The sequence below is a fragment of the Streptomyces sp. NPDC034086 genome (assembly GCF_055575515.1).
Window position 1 is genome coordinate 378627 of record NZ_JBVISM010000005.1, and the last position, 20991, is coordinate 399617.

18 protein-coding genes are annotated in these 20991 nt (G+C 74.2%); 7 read left to right on the top strand and 11 right to left on the bottom strand.

Annotation, left to right across the window (positions count from 1 at the left end; all coding sequences use genetic code 11):
- Positions 1 to 43: 43 nt before the first annotated feature.
- Entirely contained in the window at positions 44 to 235 is a 192-nt protein-coding gene (locus tag ACZ514_RS16375) for a hypothetical protein (RefSeq protein WP_468164852.1), read from the bottom strand.
- An 83-nt stretch (positions 236 to 318) separates the two neighbouring features.
- Positions 319 to 942, bottom strand: a complete 624-nt coding sequence (locus tag ACZ514_RS16380) for a hypothetical protein (protein WP_469125009.1) — start codon at positions 940 to 942, stop codon at positions 319 to 321.
- Positions 943 to 1464: 522 nt separating this feature from the next.
- Between ACZ514_RS16380 and ACZ514_RS16385 the strand changes: the two genes are divergently transcribed.
- Entirely contained in the window at positions 1465 to 2298 is an 834-nt protein-coding gene (locus tag ACZ514_RS16385; RefSeq protein WP_469125010.1) for an IS5 family transposase, read from the top strand.
- On the opposite strand, the gene ACZ514_RS16390 is transcribed toward ACZ514_RS16385, so the two are convergent.
- Positions 2293 to 2610, bottom strand: coding sequence for a hypothetical protein (locus ACZ514_RS16390; RefSeq protein WP_469125011.1), 318 nt, complete (start codon positions 2608 to 2610; stop codon positions 2293 to 2295). The genes ACZ514_RS16385 and ACZ514_RS16390 overlap by 6 nt on opposite strands.
- Before the next feature lie 521 nt (positions 2611 to 3131).
- Positions 3132 to 3527: a DUF8189 domain-containing protein gene (locus ACZ514_RS16395; RefSeq protein WP_468164848.1), complete on the bottom strand. Its 396-nt coding sequence runs from the start codon at positions 3525 to 3527 to the stop codon at positions 3132 to 3134.
- 1235 nt (positions 3528 to 4762) lie between these two features.
- Between ACZ514_RS16395 and ACZ514_RS16400 the strand changes: the two genes are divergently transcribed.
- Together ACZ514_RS16400 and ACZ514_RS16405 are read left to right on the top strand one after the other, a co-directional pair.
- The gene (locus tag ACZ514_RS16400; protein WP_469125012.1) at positions 4763 to 5953 is read left to right on the top strand and encodes an NAD(P)/FAD-dependent oxidoreductase; all 1191 of its coding nucleotides are present in this window, start codon (positions 4763 to 4765) and stop codon (positions 5951 to 5953) included.
- Positions 5954 to 5963: 10 nt separating this feature from the next.
- Positions 5964 to 6902 (top strand): sigma-70 family RNA polymerase sigma factor, encoded by a 939-nt coding sequence (locus tag ACZ514_RS16405; protein WP_468164842.1) that lies wholly within the window; start codon positions 5964 to 5966, stop codon positions 6900 to 6902.
- 75 nt (positions 6903 to 6977) lie between these two features.
- On the opposite strand, the gene ACZ514_RS16410 is transcribed toward ACZ514_RS16405, so the two are convergent.
- Positions 6978 to 8690, bottom strand: a complete 1713-nt coding sequence (locus ACZ514_RS16410; protein ID WP_469125013.1) for a serine/threonine-protein kinase — start codon at positions 8688 to 8690, stop codon at positions 6978 to 6980.
- Between the two features lie 492 nt (positions 8691 to 9182).
- Between ACZ514_RS16410 and ACZ514_RS16415 the strand changes: the two genes are divergently transcribed.
- A complete protein-coding gene (locus tag ACZ514_RS16415) occupies positions 9183 to 9791 on the top strand; it encodes a response regulator transcription factor (protein WP_468164838.1) in 609 nt (202 codons plus the stop codon).
- Between the two features lie 36 nt (positions 9792 to 9827).
- Here ACZ514_RS16415 and ACZ514_RS16420 read toward each other — a convergent pair whose 3' ends face one another.
- From ACZ514_RS16420 to lanKC, 4 genes are all read right to left on the bottom strand, one after another.
- Complete coding sequence (locus tag ACZ514_RS16420) at positions 9828 to 11660, bottom strand: ATP-binding cassette domain-containing protein (RefSeq protein ID WP_469125014.1); 1833 nt, start codon at positions 11658 to 11660, stop codon at positions 9828 to 9830.
- Positions 11657 to 13444: an ATP-binding cassette domain-containing protein gene (locus tag ACZ514_RS16425; protein ID WP_469125015.1), complete on the bottom strand. Its 1788-nt coding sequence runs from the start codon at positions 13442 to 13444 to the stop codon at positions 11657 to 11659. Before ACZ514_RS16425 ends, ACZ514_RS16420 begins: the two co-directional genes overlap by 4 nt.
- A gap of 101 nt (positions 13445 to 13545) precedes the next feature.
- Positions 13546 to 13683, bottom strand: coding sequence for a SapB/AmfS family lanthipeptide (locus tag ACZ514_RS16430; protein WP_388938101.1), 138 nt, complete (start codon positions 13681 to 13683; stop codon positions 13546 to 13548).
- On the bottom strand, positions 13680 to 16367 hold the full coding sequence (lanKC, locus tag ACZ514_RS16435; protein ID WP_469125016.1) for a class III lanthionine synthetase LanKC: 2688 nt from the start codon (positions 16365 to 16367) through the stop codon (positions 13680 to 13682). Before lanKC ends, ACZ514_RS16430 begins: the two co-directional genes overlap by 4 nt.
- A gap of 448 nt (positions 16368 to 16815) precedes the next feature.
- On the opposite strand from lanKC, the gene ACZ514_RS16440 reads away from it, so the two are divergent.
- Positions 16816 to 17241: a subtilase-type protease inhibitor gene (locus ACZ514_RS16440; RefSeq protein ID WP_468164830.1), complete on the top strand. Its 426-nt coding sequence runs from the start codon at positions 16816 to 16818 to the stop codon at positions 17239 to 17241.
- A gap of 113 nt (positions 17242 to 17354) precedes the next feature.
- A complete protein-coding gene (locus ACZ514_RS16445) occupies positions 17355 to 17765 on the top strand; it encodes an SsgA family sporulation/cell division regulator (protein WP_468164828.1) in 411 nt (136 codons plus the stop codon).
- A gap of 42 nt (positions 17766 to 17807) precedes the next feature.
- Here the strand turns inward: ACZ514_RS16445 and ACZ514_RS16450 are convergent, their stop codons facing one another.
- A complete protein-coding gene (locus ACZ514_RS16450; RefSeq protein ID WP_469125017.1) occupies positions 17808 to 19055 on the bottom strand; it encodes a glycosyltransferase in 1248 nt (415 codons plus the stop codon).
- A 102-nt stretch (positions 19056 to 19157) separates the two neighbouring features.
- Complete coding sequence (locus tag ACZ514_RS16455; RefSeq protein ID WP_468164824.1) at positions 19158 to 19529, bottom strand: peptidase inhibitor family I36 protein; 372 nt, start codon at positions 19527 to 19529, stop codon at positions 19158 to 19160.
- 409 nt (positions 19530 to 19938) lie between these two features.
- On the opposite strand from ACZ514_RS16455, the gene bla reads away from it, so the two are divergent.
- Positions 19939 to 20856: a class A beta-lactamase gene (gene bla, locus ACZ514_RS16460; protein WP_469125022.1), complete on the top strand. Its 918-nt coding sequence runs from the start codon at positions 19939 to 19941 to the stop codon at positions 20854 to 20856.
- Positions 20857 to 20991: the final 135 nt, after the last annotated feature.

Here is a 20991-nt window from a genome sequence, read left to right on the forward strand (position 1 = left end):
CTCTCCGCACGCCTTGGCCAGGAAGCGGTTGGGCACTGGCTTGTCAGTGCCCTCGAGCGAGCTCGGAAACATAGGACCAGAACGCGCGGTCGGGGCCCCGGTCCGCATGGGTGACCGAGCGCTCCTCTGCAAGATGCGCGATGAACGCCAGAAGGCACGGTCCGTCCGTGTCGGGTGCGACCGTTTCCAGATAGTCCTGGTAGATCTTGCGCGCCAGCCTGGCGCCCTCCTGCATGGTTGCAGGTTCCGCGTCGGCCTGGGCCTGTTGGAGGACGAAGGCCCGGGATATTTCCGCAGGCGTAGGGGGCGCCTCGGGCCTCACACGTGCCTCCGTGAGCCCTCAGGGGCGTGCACAGCCAGCCTGATCCGTGAGCCGCCCGGTGTGGTGTCGGTCCACGCTGCGAACGAAACCGACTGCACCAGCACGATCAGTGCCTGGCCGGGGTGTTCGCCGATGGGCTTCCAATACGCCATCCGGTAAGGGGTGCGGGTCTCAAGGCGGTAGTCGTGGTCCTCCCACAACGCCGGCTCCGGCGGTTCGGGGAAGTCCGGCGCATCCCAGGGCCCGTTCCAGGCCGCCGGCCCCAGCACGCCCTCGGCTGCCTTGACGAACGCAGGCCACTCGTCGGCGGCGCGGGTCAGAAGTCCGGGATTCTCGGACGCGTCGTCGGCCTTGAGGTGCCAAGCCCAATGAGTCAGGCGATAGACCGGATCCCAGTTGCCGTTCGACTCGAAGGTCCACCTGCCTCCGGCACGACTGTGCACGACGAGGTTGCGCTCGACCGTCTGCGCCTCCCAGCCGTAGCGTTCGCACCACTCGCGGCACTGCACCGACCCGCCCTGTGGCGGACCCGCCCATACCGATGCCCAGTCCAGGCCGCGCAGGCCCTCCAGCTCGGCGGCCAGGTCTTGGGCTGTGCGGCCCGATGTCTCCGTCAGCATCGTCTCAAGCTCCTCGCTCGGTGAACGTGGGGGCATCGTGACACGCCGTCAGGACAGGATGATCCCGAGTATCAACAGGCAGACAGTCACCGGGCCCATGCCAAGCATCGTTCTTCTGGTGTGATCGTTCGTTGAACCGTGCATGGCGGATCTGGCTGGGCGGCTGGTGCCGGGTACTGTTCCGGAGGGTGGTGCCGCCGACGAGGTCATACGTCCGCAGGGTGGTGGCCGGCGTCGAGCGGCTGGCCGCGAAGCGTTGGCCGCGATCATCTCCGTGGCGACCTCGGGCTGCACGTGGCGGCAGCGAAACGACGTCTTAAAAAGCGTTTTATCCCGTCCAGGGTGTTTGGCGGTCTTTTGGGTAGCAGGCCGGGCTGGGACTGCCGAGGTCAGGGTCGCTATCCGTGACGTGAGGGGCGGCTGACGCCATTACCGGGCACGTTTCCTCCCTTTCGCTCCTGTCTGATCCCAAGACGCCCCCACTCATTCCGGCGGGATGTCGCTCGGCGGAACTATCGAAACATGTCTCGACAGCGCCCGAGTGACCTGTCCAATGCCCGATGGGAACTGCTCGAGCCCATTGTGTCGGCCTGGCGGGCCGACCGGCGAGGGAAGGGCCTGGATATCGGGCGGCCGCCCGAGCACGACCTGCGCCGGATCATGGACGCGGTGTTGTATGTGGACCGGACCGGGATCCCCTGGCGCTACCTTCCCCACGACTTCGCTCCGTGGGAAACCGTCTATGGATACTTCGCCGCCTGGCAGAAGGACGGCGTGTTCGACCAGCTCAACGGCCTGCTCCGCCGACTTGTCCGGGAGGCTGGAGGCCGGGACGCCGAACCGAGCGCATGCGTCCTGGACGCCCAGAGCATCAAGACGTCCGCCAACGTCCCGGCCACTGGCCAGGGCATCGACGCGGGTAAGAAGATCGCGGGCCGCAAGCGCCATATCGGCGTCGACACCCTCGGCCTTCTTATCGCGGTCTGGGTCACCGCGGCCAGCGTCTCCGACAACGCCGGCGGTATCCATCTGCTCTCGCACATCGCCAAGGCCCACCCCAGAATCACCAAGGCATGGGCCGACAGCGGTTATCGAACCAAGGCCATCGACCACGGCGCCACCCTGGGCATCGACGTCGAGGTCACCCGCCGCGACCCGGGCCAGAAGGGCTTCAAGGTCATCCCGCGGCGCTGGGTCGTCGAGCGGACGTTCGGCTGGCTTATGAATCACCGCCGCCTCGCCCGCGACTACGAAACCCACCCGCACCGCTCCGAAGCCATGATCCGCCTCGCGATGATCGACCTGATGAGCCGCAGGCTCACACGAGAGTCGACTCCGAACTGGAAGGACTCATAGCCGCCGGGCCACACTGACCCGCGCGTCCTCGCCCCTCATAGCCTGCGGCCAGCGGTCATCAATGACACCCCCCGCTTCCCGGCAAGCGCGACAGGCATTCCCCAGCTGCGGCAGCCATCCGTAATCAGACGGCGACATGCCGACTTGCTGGACTCCGCACAGCGTCCTGTCGAAGATGCCGAAGGCGTGGGAAACGTCGAGGGGAAGGCCGTCCGCGACCGCCCTTTCCCAGCGCATCTCCACGGGCAAATACGGCTGGAAGCCGATGGCCAGGCCCTCATCGGGCAGGTTCGGGGCGGTGCGGGAGCTCACGTCATCGGCTCCATACGGGTCGCTCGGGCAACAGGTGCCACCCCATCTACGCCCGCCCACAGCCGCCTCGGGCCCCCGGCCGCCGAGGACGCCGTGGGGCGGGAGGATGCGGCGCACAACCAGGCTGCGCCTCCCGCCCCACGGACTGGGCGGCCCCGGGCAGTGCCGCCACGCCGGGCACCGGCCGCCTCCCGGCCGATTCCGCCTGCGGGGAGGGCGGGGGCAAGTCGCGGAGCCAGAAGGTGGGACCGCGGCCACCTGCAGGCCCCGGCACTGCTGTTCCCGCTCTGCGGACCGGCACCCCAAGTTGCCGTTGCAGGCCGCGGGAGCCGGGCGGCCGAGCCGATCACCGGCCGCGACCAGATGCGCAGCTTCGACCCTGCCAGGCCACTTCCGCGCCGCATTCCTCGAAAGGCTCCTCGATGATCCGTGCTACGCGCCGCGCCGGTGTGCGGTCCGCCGCCAGTGACACCCCGTGGACCGCGTGCGGTGGTCGGGGCGAGTACCGCTCGCCCCGCCGGTTACGCGCAGTTATGGCCCTCCGGGATGGCGAAGCAGCGGGGCTGCCAGCTGGTCCAGTAGCCGTTGGAGTGGCGCACACGGGCCCAGTCGTTGCCGTCCGAGCCGGTGGCGATGATGTAGAGGAGCGAAGTGCTGTTCTCCTGCTCAGGGGTCGCGTAGATGCGGCTCTGGACCCACCCGCCCATGGACATCCAGCCGTTCCAGGATCCGTCGGACCTGGTCCAGTTCGTCCACACCGCGTGATCGGCACCGACGACGAACTCCTCCTTCGTCCCGTTGGCGAATCTCATGGTCGAGACGCCGTACTCACAGATGTACGTCTGCCCCTTGGTCGAGCAGTAGGTCGCCGCCTGTGCCGGCGACGCCGCGACCCCCACCCCCGCGAAAGCGGCCAAAGCCGCGACTGTCGCGAGGGCACTCTTGAATCCGCGCATGTCCATATTCCTTTGCCGAGTGCCGTGGTCATGTCGGGGAGCGGGAAGAACCAACCCCCCTGCCACCCGACGTGGATATCCTCGCCCTCTCCTCTAACGTCCCACTGGCGCTTCGCTTACGTCCTCGAGATGGAGGGCGGCCTGCCGCAAGCCAGCTAACCGCTTGTGCGATACAGAGCCGGCTACACCCTCGCCGTACTGGACCGCATCCTCAGCGAGGACCCCATCACAGCCGGGACTCCTGAAGGCCCAAGACGACAAGGTCACAGACCCCACGGGCCGCATTCCGACGCCGCGAGGCCCGTGACGGTCGAGTCTCTTCGATCCCCCCGGCCATCAAAGGCTTCCCATCACTGATGACGAAATCGTCGACAGAGCTGTGGCAGCTCAGACATTGGCGGGCAGCCCAGTCACCCTGATCACCTACGACACCGGACAGGCCATGCGAGGACGCGCAGCCGGCCTCAAGGTGTGCAAGCTCAGGCTCGAACTCGGGGAAGAGCCTCCCTCGAACCAGAAGTAGCCAACGCCTGTGGCACGCCGACAGCGTTGTTCATCCGTACGATCACGGCGTTCCCGGCCCAGCTTGCTCGCGATGCCGTGGCCGTCCTGGCGGTGATGCCCGTTGCCGGGCTCCGGCCCCATGCCTCGTTCTCGGTCGCCGTCGAGGGCCGTCAGGTGTCGAGGGCCGTCAGGTTTTGATCCCCGGGCGCAGCTACAACGACGAGCCGCCGACTGGCAGGGTGATCTCGCCACGCCCGGCACCCGCGGCCACGGCGCCTACGGGCAGTTCATCGTGGACAACCCTGCTTTCTTCGCGCGCACCCAACGGCGGGTCGTGAGCTACTGGAGCTGCTACTACCGGGGCAATCACGCGAGTTTTCGGGGCTACCCGGGGTGCACGCTTCTTGATCTCCTACGGTCCGCGGCCTCCGACAGGGCGGGACGTCCCTGGCCCGACCTCGCTCCAGCCGGCGCCAGGGTGGACGGCTACTGCTAGGACCCGGCCGGGCAGGGCGCCGGGCTGGTCAAGCGGCATCGGCGAGGGGACGTCCGCCCCAACGGACGCCCCCCGGGCCGACGGCAGTGGGCGTTCCGCCGGTATCGGTCGTGTGAGCGGCGTCACAGCCGCCTCCTGTCAGGGATCGGGGTCCCGTCTCGTCCAAGGGGCACGCGCACAGAGACAGGAGCACGCCATGAAGCACCGCATCGTCGTCCTCGGCGCCGGATACGCCGGCGCCTTTGCCGCCGGGAACCTGGCCCGTCGGCTCTCCTCCGCCGACATCGAGATCACCGTCGTCAACGCCGAGCCGGACTTCGTCGAGCGGATGCGCCTGCACCAGCTCGCGGCCGGCCAGGACCTCGCGGTCCGCGCGCTCGCCGACGTCTTCGCCGGCACCGGGGTACGGCTGTGCGTGGCGCGCGTCACCGGGGTCGACGCGGAGCGCGGGACCGTCGCCGTGAGCGGCGAGGAGGGTGACGGCGAACTCGCCTACGACACCCTGCTGTACGCGCTCGGCAGCGCCGGGGCCCACCACGGGGTCCCCGGTGTCGCCGAGCACGCCTTCGACGTGGCCGGACGGTCCTCGGCGCTGCGCCTGCGCGAGCGCCTGGCCGGTCTGGGCGGGGGCGCCGCCGTGCTCGTCGTCGGGGAGGGGCTGACCGGCATCGAGACCGCCACCGAGCTCGCCGAGTCCCGGCCCGACCTGTCGGTCGCGCTCGCCGCCCGCGGCGAGCCGGGCGCGTGGCTCTCCCCGAAGGCCCGCCGCCACCTGCGCCGGGCCTTCGACCGGCTCGGCGTCACCGTGCACGAGCACACCCGCATCGAAGCCGTCGAGTCCGGACGGGTGATCGCCGCGGGCGGTGCGTCCCTCCCGGCGGAGGTGACGGTGTGGTCGGCGGGATTCGCGGTGCACCCCATCGCGGCCGCGAGCGGCCTGGAGGTCACCGGCACCGGCCGGATCGTCGTGGACGCCGCCATGCGCTCGGTCTCGCACCCGGACGTCTACGCCGCGGGCGACTGCGCCCACGCGATCGGCGCGAACGGGCGCCCGCTGCCGATGTCCTGCGCCTCGGCCGGCCTGACCGGCATGCGGGCGACAGCCGCGATCATCGCCCGGCTGACCGGCGGCGGGGTCCCGGCCGGCGCGATGAGGTACTACGGCAACCACATCAGCCTCGGGCGGCGGGACGCCATCTTCCAGATGGTCGACGCGGATGCCCGCTCCATGTCCTGGTACCTGGGCGGCCGGACCGCCGCGCGGCTCAAGTCGGGTGTGCTCAAGGGGGCCGCGTGGAGCATCGGCCACCCCGCCTTCGGCATGCCGAAGCGCCCGCGCCGTCTGACCGCCGCACCTGACGGGGCCGGCGTGCGGGCCACCGCGTAGGCTGCGCCGCATGGACCGCGCAGCCGTCGACCGGTTCGAGGCCGGCCGGGGCCGGCTGGCCTCGCTCGCGTACCGCCTGCTGGGCTCGGCGGCCGACGCGGAGGACGCCGTACAGGACGCGTTCCTGCGCTGGCAGGCCGCGGACCGGGACCGCATCGCGGTGCCGGAGGCGTGGCTGACCACGGTCGTCACCCGCATCTGCCTCGACCGGCTCCGCTCGGCGCAGGCGCGCCACGAACGCGCCGCCGGGGACTGGCTGCCCGAACCGCTCCTCGAGGGCGACCCGATGCTCGGGCCCGCCGACACCTTCGAGCAGCGCGAATCGGTGTCCCTGGCCGTACTGACCCTGATGGAGCGCCTCTCGCCGGCCGAGCGGGCGGCCTACGTCCTGCGGGAGGTCTTCTGCTATCCGCACGCCGAGATCGCCGGGATCCTCGACATCTCCGAGTCCGCGAGCCAGCAGTACGTCCACCGGGCCCGGCGCCGGGTCGCCGACGAGCGCCGCACCGGTGACGGGGCGGACGCCGCGACCGCGCGCCGGATCGTCGAGGAGTTCCTCGCCGCCGCCACCTCGGGGCGCACCGACCGCCTGGTGGAGCTGCTCACCGCCGACGTGACCGTCGTCTCGGACGGTGCCGGCCTGGCCAGGCGGCTGCTGCGGTTCACGACGCGCGAGCGCGTGGCCTCGTACGTACGGGCCGGGTTCAGGCCCACGGCGGCGAAGCGGCGGCTGGCGGGCGGCTCCGTGGTGTTCCACCTCGCGGTGCTCAACGGTTCCCCGGCCGTCCTCGCCGTGGTGGGTGACCGGGTCGCGGGGGTGGTGGCGTTCGAACTCTGCGACGGCAGGGTGGCGTTCCTGCGCGGCATCGCCGCCCCGGACCGGCTCGCCCGTCTCGACGCGGCCTGGCGGCGGCGCGGGCCCGACGCGCCGGCCCTCGGCGGATGGTGACCCGCGGCCGGTGCCCCGTGCCGCCGGTGGCGTACGGGGGAGGGGCGGCGGGGCCGCCGGCCGGGCCTCCCGCGGCTACCGCCTCTGCCAGAGGGTGAGCCGGGTGGTGTAGTCGGGCAGGTTGCCCTGGCCGCCGGTGATGCCGGTGACCTCCAGCATGGCCAGCCTCTTGTCGCTGGTGACCGTGCACATCAGGGTCCCGACGGGGAGGACGGTGGGCAGGTCCTTGGCCCGGATCTCGGTGGGCAGGACCTCGCTCTGGGCGCCCCGCAGGCATTCCCGGGGGGTCTTTCCGGTGCTCTTGCCCATCGGTGTGTAGAACTCCCACCTGCCGCCGGAGATCTCACTCAGCATGATCTCCCGGCCGGGGGTGTCCTGTACGACCTGGGGGACGTCGAGGTCGGCCCGGACGATGTTGGCACCGCCCGGTGAACGCAGGGTGAGGGGGCGGTCCCGGAAGACGGCCGTGTACCCGGCGTCGTCGGAGGCCGAGGCCGAGGCCGAGGCGGAGGCGGAAGCGGAAGCGGAGGCCGAGGCCGAGGCGGCGGGCGCCGGACCCGGGTCCGTGACGGCGGCCGGCCGGTCCGGCCCCTTCCCGTCGGCCCCTTGCCGCGTGCCGTCCGGGGTGCTGCCGGAGCGGGCCACCGTCCAGGTCAGGACCACCGCCAGGGCGACGGCCACGGCGGCGCCGGCGGCGAGGACACCGGTCGGCGTACGCCGCGTCGCGGCGGGTCCCTCCGGCGCGTGCGGCGGGCGCGGGGGCGGCGGTGCCACGGTCGGGGCGGCGGCGAAGGCGGGGCCGTGCGGCCCACGGGACGGCGGGTCGTGGACCGCGCCGTCGGTGACCGTCGGTTCGGGCTCCGGTGCCAGGGCCGCGGCGCGCCTGCGGGCGGTCAGCTCGTCACCCAGCGGGCCCGGCAGCCAGCCGGTGAAATCGTTCAGGGGACGGCCCGAGGCCTCCTCGCACAGCCGGGCCAGTTCCTCCGGGCCGACGCGGGCCGCCGGGTCGGGGGACAGGCAGCGGCCGAGCAGGGGGCGCAGCGCTTCGTCGTACAGGTCGAGGCGGGGCGGGTGCGCGGCGGTGTTGGCGATCTGCGCGGCGACGGTGAGGGCGCCGCCGTCCCCGTAAGGGTGGCGGCCGGTGGCGGCGACGGCGGCTACCAGCCCGAGCGCGAAGACGTCGGCGGCCGGTCCTGCGGGCCGGCCCAGTGCCTGCTCCGGGGACATGAACTGCGGGGTGCCGACGACGCCGCCGGACGCGGTGAGCTGGAGGCCGTCCGCGGCGCGGGCGATGCCGAAGTCGATGACGTACGGTCCCTCGTCGCTCAGCAGGACGTTGCTGGGCTTGAGGTCGCGGTGCACGACGCCGGCGGTGTGGATCGCGGTCAGGGCCCGCGCGGTGCAGCCGACGAGCTGCAGGACGGCAGGCAGCGGCAGCGGGCCGTACGCGGCGAGGGCCTCCCGCAGGGACAGGCCGGGAACGAACGCCGTGGCCAGCCAGGGCTGTTCGGCCGTGACGTCGTGATCGACGAGCGGGACGACGTGGTAGCCCTGGACCCGGGAGGCCGCCCGGACCTCCTGCTCGAAGCGGCGGCGGAAGCCGGTGTCGCCGCCGTACTCGCGCCGGACCACCTTCAGCGCGACGGGCTGCCCGCCGCGGGTGCGGGAGAGGTAGACGGTGCCCATGCCGCCCTCACCGATGCGGCCGAGCAGCCGGTATCCCGCGATCTCCTGAGGGTCCCCGGCGTGGAGCCGTCCCAGCCGTCCCCCTGCTCCGTTCACCGCCATGCCGGACCGGCCCCCCTTCCATGATCGTCTGAGGCGTCAGCCTAGCGGACCGCGACCGCGCCGCAGCCGCCGGGGCAGTACGCCAACCCACTTGTACGGAAACGGAGTTGGCCGCCCCGTCGGTCTCGTCGGCGCGGCGGCGCCGGCCCGGCCGCCACCGGCGGTGCGCGGTGCGGGCGGCGGGCCCGGTCGCCGTTCCCGCCGGCGGCGACGGCCGTCTGTTCGAGCGGCATCCGGCGCCGCGGCGGGGGCGTTCCGTACCCGCATGCGCCCGGAATCAGCCCTACCGCTTCCTTCCGCCGGCACGCGTCCTCCGGAGCGGGAACCGTACTCGCCGAGCGTGTCCCGGGTGCGGCGGCCCGCGCGGCCGGTCCGCCGGGGGCCGGACTTCGGCCACGCGCCCCCCGACGCCGCGGACGCGGACGTTCCTACTCCGTGGTTGCCGGGCAACCGCTTGGTGCCCGTTGATCACCACCCGAGGAGAAGCCCCCGATGACCAAGGTCCTCGTCCTGCACAGCGTCAGCCTCGTCGGGTCGGCGCTCGCCGCTCTGCTGAGATCGGAGGGCGGCTTCGACGTCACCTCCGCCTGCTGGCGGTCCGCGGCGCGCCAGGCGGAGTCCTTACGGCCGGACGTGACCGTCGTCGACCTCGACTGTCCCGGCGCGTCCGCCACGCTGGGGGCCCAGGGGAGGGCCGCCCGCCCGCTCGCCGGTCCGCCCGGGTCCCTGCTGGTGCTCGCCACGTCCGGAGCGCCCGGATCGCTCCAGCGCGGGGTCCGGGCCGCGGCCCGCGGGTACGTGGACAAGGACGGATCACCGGGCCGGCTGGTCCGGGCCATCCGCAAGGTCGCGGCGGGGGAGCGGTTCGTCGACGCCTCCCTGGCCACCGCCCTCCTGGACGCCGGCCCCGCGCCGCTGAGCCCCCGCGAACTGAGCGTGCTGGCCCGGGCGGCGGAGGGCGATTCCATCGCGGAGATCGCGCAGGCCCTGCACCTCGCCAGCGGGACCGTGCGCAACTACATGGCCGCGGTCACCCGCAAGACGGGAGCCCGCAACCGGGTGGACGCCATCCGGATCTCCCGGCAGGCCGGCTGGGTCTGAGGGCCCGAACCCTCCCTGTGACCGCCGGCCCCCCGCTCACGTCCGCCCGTTCCACACCCCCACGAGTTCCCGGTACAGGGGCGACCTGGCCGGGAGGTCCGCATGCGTCCCGCAGACCGCACGGGTGCCGTCCAGTACGAGGACCCGGTCGGCCCGCGCCGCGGACGAGATGCGGTGGGCCACCACGACGAGGGTGCCGGGGCGTTCGGCGAGCGCCCGCTCCGCGTGCTCCTCCGCCCGCGGATCGAGATGGCACGTGGCCTCGTCCAGCAGCAGCAGCGGTGCGGGGGAGAGGTAGGCGGCCGCGAGGGCCAGCTGCTGCCGCTCGCCCTGGGACAGCCCGGCCGGGTCCACGGGAGCGTCCGGGCCGCCCAGCCGGTCCACGAGGCCGTCCACGCCGAGGGCGGCCACCGCCCGCTCCAGCCGTGCCCCGGACACCGGCCCGGGGCACAGGTGGGTCAGGTTCTCGCGGACGGAGCCCGTGAAGACGTACGCCTGCTGGGGCAGCAGGGTCCGCCGGGGATCGGGACCCCGGGCGGGTCCGCGGCCGGCCGGGGCGCCCGCGAGCAGTACGGTGCCCCGGCCGGGCACGAGGAGCCCGGCCAGCAGCGCGGTGAGCGTGGACTTGCCGATGCCGCTGGGACCGACCACGGCGAGGTGCTCCCCCTCGCGCAGGGTCAGGTCGAGGCCGTCGATCACCGGCTGGGCGTGCGGACCGTACGCGAAGCGCACCTGACGCAGCTCTGCCGCGAGCGGGGCGGCCCCGGACGCGGTCCCGGACGCGCCCCCGGACGCGGCCCCGGACGCCGCCGCCGGTCCCGGCCCGGGCTCCGGCCGCCACGGCCCGGGATCCCGCGTTTGCGCGGCGCCCGCCGGCTGCGGCTCCGCGTACCGCGCCGTGTCCGTTCCCGGGGGACAGAAGCGCTCCAGCACCACCAGCAGCCTGGTGCCCGCGGAGCCGAGGGCGCCCATGAGGGCGTCCAGCGCGGGCAGCAGGGACTGGACCAGGTAGGTGAGCGCGGCGGCCAGGGCGCCCGCGCTCAGCCCGTGCGCGAGCAGCCACGGTGCGCCCAGGAGCAGCGCGACGACCGGCAGCCGGCCCGCCACCCCGAGCATCACCGTACGCAGGGCGGCCCACCGCGCCAGCAGCCGGCTCAGCAGCTCCTGTTCGGCGATCAGGCACTCCAGGCGGCCCCCGGCCTCGGCCTCCCCTCCGCAAGCCACCACGTCCCGCAGGCCCGCGGCGAGCTCGCCGGCCCGCCCCGCCAGGGCCTCGTCGGTGTCGAGGGCCCGGCGCTGCACCCCTGCCATGGGGCGCAGTGTGAGCAGGAAGCCCGCCGTCCCCAGGAGCAGGGGCGGCAGGACGAACACGAGCAGGACCGGCGCCAGAGCGGCCATCCCGGCCAGGGCGCCGAGCGCGGTGAAGACGAAGGAGCGGGCGACGAGGACCAGCCCCGCGAAGGAGTCGCGCGCCATCTCGGTCTGCTGGGTGAGCCGCGAGACGGCCCCGGAGCGCTCGGCCCGCGCGGGGTCGGCGACCGCGCGTTCCAGGCCCTGGCGCACGGCCCGGCGGACCAGACCGTCGCGCAGCGGTTCGACGAGGTCCGCGAGCCCCCCGAACACGCCCCGCAGGGCCAGCCCGCCGAGGAGGGCCCCGGCCCCGGCCAGGGCGAGCCAGCCGGTTCCGGTGCCGGGCCGGCCGGCGAGGAAGCCGTCGTCGAGGGCGCGGGCCACCGCGTAGCCGCCGAGGAAGGTGTGCGCGGACTCCAGCAGGGACCACAGGGCGAGGGCACCGAGCGTCCGGGTCCGCCCGCGCAGGAAGCGGCGCCCCTCCGCGCCGACCCGCCGCCAGGCGCCCCGCCCGCTCACCGGACCGCCCCGTGACGGGCGGTCCGCTCGCCGTCCGGACGCCCCGCGGGGGCGGATTCCCTGCCGGTGGCGAACACCGAGCGGTAGGCGGGGTCCCGCCAGAGCTCCGCGTGCGTCCCGGTCGCGCGGACCCGGCCCTCCTCCAGCCATACGACGAGGTCGGCCCGGGCCGCCGTCGAGACGCGGTGGGTGATGACGAGGCGGGTGGCGGCCCGCACCTCGGTGACCAGCGCGTGTTCCACCGCGCGGGCGGTGACGGTGTCCAGGCTGGAGGTGGCGTCGTCCAGGACGAGCAGCCGGCCCGCGTGGCAGAACGCCCGCGCCAGGCCCAGGCGTTGCAGTTCGCCGCCGGACATCGGGGCGTCGGCGAGCGGGGTGCGGTAGCCCTCGGGCAGGCGGCGTACGAACGGGTCGGCTCCGGCCGCCCGGGCCGCGGCGCGCACGGCGTCGGGCCCGGGCCGCGGCGGCGCTCCGAAGGCGATGGCCGCGCCGACGCTCTCCCCGAACAGGGCGGGCCGGTCGAAGGCGTGGCCGACCTCCCGCCGCAGTGCTCCGGTGGTGAGTTCCTCCAGCGGGGTGCCGTCCAGCAGTACCTGCCCCGCGTCACAGGCGGTGAGGCGTCCGGCGACGGCGGCCAGCACGGTCTTGCCGGAGCCGGTGCGGCCCACGACCGCCGTGGTGGCGCCGCCCGGGATCCGCAGGTCGACGTCGTGCAGGACGACCGTGCCCGCACGCTCGACGCGGACCCCGCGCAGTTCCAGGGTGCCGGGGCCGTCGGCGGCGTGTCGGCGGTCCCCCGCGGCGAGGGGCGGCAGGCCGAGGAGCGCCGCGGTCCGGCGGGCGGCGGCCCTCCCCCGCACCACCGCGGCCAGCCGGCCCGTGACGGCTCCCGCGCCGGCCGCGAGGCCCGCGTACCGCACGGCGGCCAGCAGGCCGCCGACGCCGAGCGCCCCCGCCGCGAGCCGGAAGCCGCCGACGCCGAGCACGACGTACAGCAGGAGCGGCATCAGGGCACTGGTACGGGCGACGGTCGCGCCGTAGATCCGCCACGTACGCCGTCCCTCACGGCCCAGTTCGGGCAGCTGGGCGAGGACGCGCGCGGCTTCCCGTTCCCCGGTGCCGGCGGCGGCGATGGTGCGCGCGCCGGCCAGGGCCTCGGCGAGCCGCCCCGCCATGGCGAGCTGTACCCGCTGGTACCGGCTGACGCTGGCTCCCGAGGCGCGGGTGAAGGCCCTCAGCAGCAGGACCAGCAGGGGCACTCCGGCCAGGAAGGCGACGGCGGTCCAGACGTCGACGAGGAACAGGGCGACGAGCCCGCCGAGCGGGAGCAGTACGGCCGTCGCGGCGGTGGCGACCGCCGCGGGAACGGTCGCGGCGGCGGTGGCGTGCGCCGTGAGCCGGGCCGCGGTCTCGCCGGGGGCGTGCCCGGCCGCGTGGTGCGGCGCGGTGCGGAGCAGGGCGGCGAGCCCCCGTCGCCGCAGCCAGGCGGCGGAGCGGGCGTCGACGCCGCCGGTGAGCCATGCCGTCGCCGCGTCCAGGAGGACCTCGGCCGCGGTCAGTGCCGCACAGTACAGGGCCCACCGGGTGCCGGAGGGGTCGCCGCGCAGGAGCAGGTCGAGGCAGTGGCCGAGGACGGCGGGTTCGGCGAGGGCGGCGCAGGCGGCGGCGAACGAGCAGCCGAACACGGCGGCGGTGCGGCCGGCACTGTGCCGTGCGGCCGCCTTCAATGCGCGGTCGGCCGTACGGGCGGCGGCCGCCTCGCCGGGGTCGTCGGTCGGGGTCATGGGCGGCGGCTCCTCGGATGCCCGCGGGCCCGGGACGGGGCTGCCCGGGGATGAGGTGCGGGCCCGGGCGAGGTTCCGCCCGGGCCCGGAAAGCGTCCCTATCAGTTACAGGTGGTGACGCTCAGGCTGCTGTCGCCGCACAGGAGCAGGCTGGCGCGGCTGCCGCCCCCGGTGAGGTGCGCGGCCTCGGTGTTCTCTTCCTTGGGGGTCTCCATCGACTGCAGATCGAGAAGGGTCATGGCTGATTCCTTTCCTTCGCTGGGATGTTCTGACCGGTCACGGCCCCCCGGTGGGGGACCGGCTCTGGGGCCGCCGCGGTACGCGGCGGCGGGAGGAACGGCAGGTGCGCCCGCCCGCCCGTGGCGGCGCTGCCCAGGGCGAGCAGCGCCCCGGCGGTGCCGGTGGACAGGTCCATGGACAGGCGCATCAACTGCTCGCCGGGGAAGGCGAGTCGTCCCTGGTACGGCAGTGCGTGGCGGGCCAGCGCCTCGATCTGCCGGGCGATGTCACGGGCTCGGGTCCCGGGGCCCGGGGTGGTGGTCCGGGACAGGTGCAGGATCATGCCGGCGGCGCCCCGGAAGAGGCCGGGCTGGGCGTAGAAGGTCGCCTGGGCCGCCTGGACGATCTGGGTCCGGGCCTCCTCGAAACGCTCGTCGGAGGCGTGTTCCAGCCAGTCGTCGAGCACCATGCCGATACCGACGCTGCCCGCGCCCAAGTAGGGCATGGTGCGCCAGCCCTCGTCCACCTGGAGGGTCCCGAAGGCGCTGGTCACGCAGTGGTCCAGGTCCCGGTGGAGGAACCGTGCCGCACGCAGGAGCAGCTCCGGGTCCCCCGTGCGCTCGTAGAGGCGCAGGTGGAGCAGGGCGATCCCGCTGTGCCCGTGGAGCAGCCCCGTGCGCTTCAGTCCGGGTGCCGCCTCGAAGGCCAGCTCGGCGCAGCGCAGGGCGGCGCTGTGCAGCGCGCCCTCGCCGGTGGCCGTGCCGAGGGAGTCCAGGGCGAGCCCGATCCCGGCGAGGCCTCCGTGCAGGTCGGGGCCCGTGGAGGGCCACGGCTCGTCCAGGAGGCGGCCCACCAGGGCGAGGGCGCGGTCACGGTGCCCGAGCCGGTGGTGGGTCCAGGCCAGTCCGGCGAGGCCGTCGTAGAAACCGAGCGGGGTGCCGGAGGGCGGCTCCTTCGTGCGGGCGAGCAGCCATTCCTCCGCTTCGGGCCAGGGCTCGGCGCCCGTTTCGGCGAGCGCGTACAGCACGCCGGCGGCGCCGTGGCCGAACGTCGCGCCGCCGGTGGCGGTGGCGAACTGGGCCGGATCGCCGGGGAAGAGCCTGTCCTCCCGGTCGGGCGTGGCGGTGGCGTGCAGGGCGGCCGTCATGGAGGCGCGGGCGGCCGGCCAGTCACCCGGCTCGGCCGGGAGGTACGGCCGGTCCGGGGCGGGCACCCGTGCGGCGGCGTCGTCGGACCCCGACCCGGAGGACCCGGACCCCGAGAACCCGGACTCGGCTTCGGCCTCGGGTCCGGCGAGGATCTCGCGCACCGCCTCGTCGAGGAAGGACCGGGGCACGGGGAACTGCGCCGCGGCGATGTCCGCGAGGTGGGCCGCCTTCGCCCGGTCCATGACGAGCAGGCTGGTCAGCGGCAGGAACAGGGCGAGGCGCAGACAGGCCAGCGCGTAGCGGTCGACGGCGAAGCCGCGCCGGTCCGGCGGCGCCACGAAGGCCGGGTTGGCGACCGTCTGGCGCAGGCCCTCGTCGACGTGGGCGGCGGCCTCGAAGTCGAGCAGGGCGACGGACGGTTCACCCGTGACGGGGTCCTCGGCGACCATGATGTTGAAGAGGTGGAGGTCGTTGAAGACGATGCCGCGGGAGTGGACGGCCTCGACGGCTTCCGTCACCCGTGCGTGGATCCTCAGCGCCCACTCCGTGTAGGCGGCGAGCTCCTCGGGCGGGGGATCGGCCTCGATCAGGGGGTGACGGCGCGCGAAGTAGGTGTTGAGGGGCTTCCCGTCGAGGTACTGGAGCGCCAGGAAGTGGTGGTCCCCGACGGTGAAGGTGCCGCGGACGGCGGGCACGCAGTCCAGCCCGTCCAGCCGTTCCAGAGCCCGGCGCTCCCGGTGCAGCCGGGTGACGGCGTCCGCCTCGTCGGCGGCGAGCCCGGCGAGGGGACGGCCCTCCTTGAGGACGACCGGCTCGCCGGTGCGGGTGTCGCGGCCCGCGTAGACACCGCCGCCGTTGGAGAAGTGCAGGGCCCCCTCGATGGTGTAGGGGATGCCCTCGAGGGTGACGGCCGAGCGCCGGTCCAGGTGGGGCCGCAGGAAATCGGGCAGTTCGACCCAGGCGGGCGGCTGGAAGACCGGGCCGCGGGCGTCCGGCACCAGGCGTCCGTCGGGCGTCTCGACGGCCGGGACCAGCTCGCCGTCGCCGTCGTAGCAGTGCCGCAGGGTGAAACTGCCGTAGCGCAGGTGGACCGGGCCCTCGTTCCAGCGCAGGTCGCTGAGGATGTACGGGCCGGGCTCGCCGGCCAGCAGCGCGTCCAGGTCCTCGGCGGTGCGCCGGCAGGCGTCCGCGTCGGCCGGGTAGACGGTCAGGAACTTGCCGCTCGCCGCGCGGTCCGCGTACTTGGCGTTGCGCAGGTGCAGCAGGTACCGGCTCGGCACGAACTTGAAGGCGGTGCGCCGCTCCACGCAGTAGGCGTGCACCTTGCCGAGGACGGCCTCCGCGTTGTCGAGGCCGGCCGAGACGTGGATCTTCCAGCCCTGGGAGGGCAGCCGGACCCCGACGGGGCGCAGGGCGAGCCAGTCACCGCTGCGGTGCGAGGTCCACCCCTCCGGTACGGGGGCGAGGGCCTGCGGGAAGCTCTCGCCGCCCCGCCGGTACGGGGCGTCGTAGAACCAGCGGTCGGCGTCGCAGAAGGCCGCGTGCCCCTTGTTCACACCTGCTCCCTCGGTCGGTGACGTGAGCAAAGGTGGCACGCCGCCAGGACCCGGCGACAGTCGCGTTTGTCACCAGCCGGACGTGCGGTACGCATGCGTCACTTGGCGCCCGGCCGCCCTGCGCCCCGTGGCCCCGCCCGGCCGCCGCCGCGATCCGGTCACCCTGGACGGCCCCGCGGCGGACCGGTCGGGGCCGCCACCAGGAGGTGCCGCCGCGCGGAGCGCGCCCCGCGGGGCAGGGCCCGGCGTCCCCGCGCGGAGCGGACCCGCGGTCACCAGGCGAAAGCCGCCCCAACTCCCGCCTCTCATCCGATAGTCGGACGATCTGTCCGTAACTCGATCGTCGATGTGCGTCGGCCCTTCACAGCTGAGAGGGTCGACCCGAGCCGGGCGCTACATGACAGCCGTAGTGCCACCTTCACCCTTCGAATCGAAAGTGAGTATTGTCGTGCGTCACCGTTCAGCAGCCGTCTCCGCCGCCGCCCTCCTCTGCCTCGCCGGCACCACGGGCGTGGCGGAGGCCCAGCCCGCGAGCCCGCACGCCCCCTCCGCCGTGGTCCTCGCCCTCACCCAGGGGGACGACCCCGCCACGGGCACCGTCCTGCGGGCGGCCGTACTCAGCTGCGCCTACACCGCCGAGGGCACGCACCCCGCGCCCAGGGCCGCCTGCGACGCCCTGAACGCCACCGGCGGCCGGCTCGACCGCGTGCTGTCCGCCCCGGATCCGCACCGCGCGTGCCGGAGGAACTACGACCCCGTCACCGTCACGGCGGACGGGGTCTGGCACGGCGGCCGCCTCACGTGGAAGCACACCTTCCCCAACGCGTGCGTGATGTCCGCGACCCTGAACGGCAACGCGCTCTACGCGTTCTGACGCTTCCGCGTCGCTGCGGCCTTCACCCGGACGGAGGGGTGTGGTCCGGTCCGCGCCGGGTACACGCGCGTCGCGCACCCGCCGTCCGGTGCCCGTTCCCGTGGAGGCCTTCTGTGACGTCCCGCCTGTCCGCCCTGATCAGCGCCCGCCTGACCACCGTCGCCGGCGTGCCGCTGCAACTGCGCCTCACGTACGCCCCGACGGACCCGCTCGCCGTGCGCGCGGTCATCCTGCACGCCGGTACGCGGCTGGCGTGCTGGCACTTCGAGCGGCAGATGCTCGCGGACGGCCTCGGCCGGCCGGTGGGCGAGGGGGACGTGCTCTTCCGGCCCCTGGACGGCGCCGACGGGCGGGTGCTCCGCATCGAACTGCACGGAGCCGGCGAGGCCGGCCAGGACCGGGCGGTGCTCCTCGCGGACGCCGACGCCGTGGCCGCCTTCCTGCGCCGGACGTACGCGGTGGTGCGGGCCGAGGAGGAGAGCGCCCACCTCGACGGGCTGCTGGACGCCCTGCTCAGCCGGTGACGACGAGCCGCCGGGGGACCGCTCCCGGCGGGTGACGCCCCCTCAGCCGGCCGCCAGCCGTTCCAGAGCGGCGGCCACGGGGGCGACGCCGTCCTCCTGCGCCAGCCGGCGGGCGATGTGCCCGGCACGGTCGCGGTAGCGGGGGTCGGTCACGGCCTCCCGGACCGCGGAGCCGAGGTCGGCGGGGTCGAGGCGGCGCAACGGCACCACCCCGGGGGCGGTGCCCAGCCGCACGAGACGCGATGCCCAGAAGGCGGCGTCGAACTGGACCGGGACGGGCACGCAGGGCACCCCGGCGCGCAGGGCCGCGCCGGTGGTGCCGGCCCCGGCGTGGTGGACGACGGCGGCCATCCGGGGGAAGAGCAGCGAGTGCGGTACGTCCCCGATGGTGATCATGTCGTCCCCGGCGGCGGACAGTCCGGCCCAGCCGTGCTGGATCACGCCCCGCAGCCCTGCCGCGCGCAGGGCGGAGACGACGAGGGCGCTCAGGCGCCGCGGGTCGGGTGCGGTGGCGCTTCCGAGGCCGACGTAGACCGGGGCGGGGCCGGAGGCGAGGAAGTCCTCCAGTTCCGGCGGGAGCCGGCGCGCGGCGTCGTGGGGCCACCAGTAGCCGCAGACGTCGAGGCCCGGCCGCCAGTCGCGGGGGCGTGGAACCACCAGCTCGCTGAAGCCGTGCAGCACCGGCCAGCCCTGGCGTTCACGGACGCGGCGGGCGCCGGACAGCCGGACCGGGGGCAGGCCGTGCTCGGTGGCCAGGGTCCGCGCGGCCCGGGTGTAGACGTGGTCCACGGCCGCGGTGACCGCGTGCCCGCCGATCCGGTTGCCCAGCGGCCCCAGGGACCGCGTGCCCAGCATCGGCGGAGGGAAGTGGCGGGTGCCGTGCAGCGGTTGCAGGAAGAGCCCCATGCTGGGCCGGGAGCAGCCCTCGGCGATGGCGCAGGCGAGGGGCGCGATGGACCCCGCGGCCAGAACCACGTCCGCGTCGCGCGCCGCGCGCACCAGCGGCTGCGTCATTTCCGGGGCGATGCTCCGCGCGAGTGCGACCGCCCGCAGCAGCTTCGCCGCCCCGGTCCGGCTGCGGTGCAGCCCCCGGCCGCGCGTCGAGTGCAACTCGGCCCTGGGGTCCCCCGGAAGGGGCCGGAAGCGCACCCCCGACCCGGCCAGCAGCGGCTCGAACCCGCCGTGGGTCACCAGGGTGACCTCGTGCCCTGCCCGGACCAGGCCCGCGCCCAGACCCGTGTACGGTGCGACGTCCCCGCGGGACCCCGCCGTCATGATGGCGATCCTCATGTCCGCCAGTGTGCCGGCACTCGCCGCCCGTGCAGCCCGGGACGGCCCGGGCGGCACGGAAAATCCTCCGGAACGGCCGCGGCCCGGAGCGGTCCGGTCTTCCTACTGCTTCTTGAAGGAGCGGATCTGATAAGTGCCCATCAGATTTCCGCCGGTACCGGCCGACGTGGAACCCACGCGGGCGTTGTAATTGGTCTGGGTGTAGTACTGGACCCGGTTGTTCTTTCCGTTCCAGACGGAACGGACGTTGATTCCGCGCTGGATGAAGCCGCAGTTGTCCGCCGTGTTCGCCCTCTGGGAGTCGGACCACTCGCAGCGTTCGCCGCCGCCGTTCCAGTCACTGTAGATGCAGAAATTGCCCGAGTTGCAGGTGTATGCCGCGGGCTGGCTCTCGCTGGCCGCTGCCACGGGGGCCACGGCGAGGGCGAGGGTGAGGGAGAGGCCGACGCTGGCTGACGAAATCATTCGGCGCATGACAGGAGTTCCCCTTTTACGCATCGCGACCGGGGTGCTGCCCCGGAGAAAGGACGGGGGTGAACGGAGAGGCGACCCGGAACGAATACCGCGCCGTCCAGGGCCCGCTCCGTCAAGGATGGGTGCCCGGTCGGGAGCCGGGCGAGCCGTTTTCACGTCAGGCGGTGGCGGGATATCGGAATGCGCGGGCCCCGCCTCCGCGCGCCGTGAATGCCACCTGGCGGGGACTCGCCGGATCGCGCGCGGGCGGCGCGATCGGCCGGAGGGGTCGGCCGGTGAGGCCGCCCGGTGCGGGCGGTCGGTGCGGGCGGTCGCCGGGGTGGAGCAAGTAGCCTCTGGGAACGAGCCGTTCCAAAAGCGACGAACAGGATCAGTGGTGGCCGTTTCCCGCCGTACCTCACTCACCGCCATGGCCGCCCTCGCCGCCGCCCCGCTCCTCGGCGCTGCCCAGGCCGCCAGGGCCGCGGACGCGCCCGGCGCGGTGGCGCCCGCCGCCTCCGCCGGAGATCCCGCAGGCCGCGCCTTCGCCGCCCTGGAGCGGGAGTTCGACGCCCGCCTCGGGGTCTACGCGGTCGACACCGGCAGCGGACGGACCGTCCGGCACCGGCCCGACGAGCGGTTCGCCTACTGCTCGACCCACAAAGCGCTCTCGGCGGCCGCCGTGCTCCAGCGGAGCACCCTCGAAGAACTCGAGGCCGTCGTCCGCTACGGCCGCACCGACCTGGTGGCCCACTCACCCGTGACCGAACAGCACGTCGACACCGGGATGTCCCTGCGCGCCCTGTGTGACGCGGCCGTCCGCTACAGCGACAACACCGCCGCCAACCTCCTGTTCGACGAGCTCGGCGGACCGGAGGGCCTCCAGTCGGCACTCGCCGCCCTGGGCGACACCACCACCCGGGCCGACCGCTACGAGACCGACCTCAACGAAGCCGTGCCGGGTGACGTCCGTGACACCAGCACTCCCCGTGCCCTCGCCGCCGACCTGCGCGCCTACGTGCTCGGCGACGTCCTCGACGCCGGGAGGAAGGCCCTGCTGACCGATTGGCTCAAGCGCAACACCACCGGCGGCGCACTCATCCGCGCCGGTGTCCCCGCCACCTGGGAGGTCGGCGACAAGACCGGCGCAGGGCGCTACGGAACCCGCAACGACATCGCCGTCGCCTGGCCGCCCGGGGCCGCCCCCGTGGTCATCGCCGTCCTCTCCAGCCGCTCCACCCCCGACGCCGCTTACGACGACGCGCTCGTCGCACGCGCCGCCGCGACCGTCGTCAGCGCTCTGGCCCGCCCCTCCGGCGGGGCTGCCGCCACGCGGCCGAACGGCTGACCGGGCCCCGTACACCGCCGATCCGAGCCAGGAAGTGACCCGGGTCACGCATCGCAGGGGGTGCGGGTGGATGCGGGGGGTGAGGTTCGGGGGGTGGGGCGGTGAGGCGCCCCACAGGAGGCAGATCACATTCGG

Coding starts and splice junctions, on each gene's coding strand:
- ACZ514_RS16380 (WP_469125009.1), bottom strand. CDS start 942: ATGCTGACGGAGACATCGGGCCGCACAGCCCAAGACCTGGCCGCCGAG.
- ACZ514_RS16400 (WP_469125012.1), top strand. CDS start 4,763: ATGAAGCACCGCATCGTCGTCCTCGGCGCCGGATACGCCGGCGCCTTT.
- ACZ514_RS16450 (WP_469125017.1), bottom strand. CDS start 19,055: ATGAGGATCGCCATCATGACGGCGGGGTCCCGCGGGGACGTCGCACCG.
- ACZ514_RS16430 (WP_388938101.1), bottom strand. CDS start 13,683: ATGACCCTTCTCGATCTGCAGTCGATGGAGACCCCCAAGGAAGAGAAC.
- ACZ514_RS16455 (WP_468164824.1), bottom strand. CDS start 19,529: ATGCGCCGAATGATTTCGTCAGCCAGCGTCGGCCTCTCCCTCACCCTC.
- ACZ514_RS16375 (WP_468164852.1), bottom strand. CDS start 235: ATGCAGGAGGGCGCCAGGCTGGCGCGCAAGATCTACCAGGACTATCTG.
- ACZ514_RS16405 (WP_468164842.1), top strand. CDS start 5,964: ATGGACCGCGCAGCCGTCGACCGGTTCGAGGCCGGCCGGGGCCGGCTG.
- bla (WP_469125022.1), top strand. CDS start 19,939: ATGGCCGCCCTCGCCGCCGCCCCGCTCCTCGGCGCTGCCCAGGCCGCC.
- ACZ514_RS16415 (WP_468164838.1), top strand. CDS start 9,183: ATGACCAAGGTCCTCGTCCTGCACAGCGTCAGCCTCGTCGGGTCGGCG.
- ACZ514_RS16410 (WP_469125013.1), bottom strand. CDS start 8,690: ATGGCGGTGAACGGAGCAGGGGGACGGCTGGGACGGCTCCACGCCGGG.
- ACZ514_RS16385 (WP_469125010.1), top strand. CDS start 1,465: ATGTCTCGACAGCGCCCGAGTGACCTGTCCAATGCCCGATGGGAACTG.
- ACZ514_RS16425 (WP_469125015.1), bottom strand. CDS start 13,444: ATGACCCCGACCGACGACCCCGGCGAGGCGGCCGCCGCCCGTACGGCC.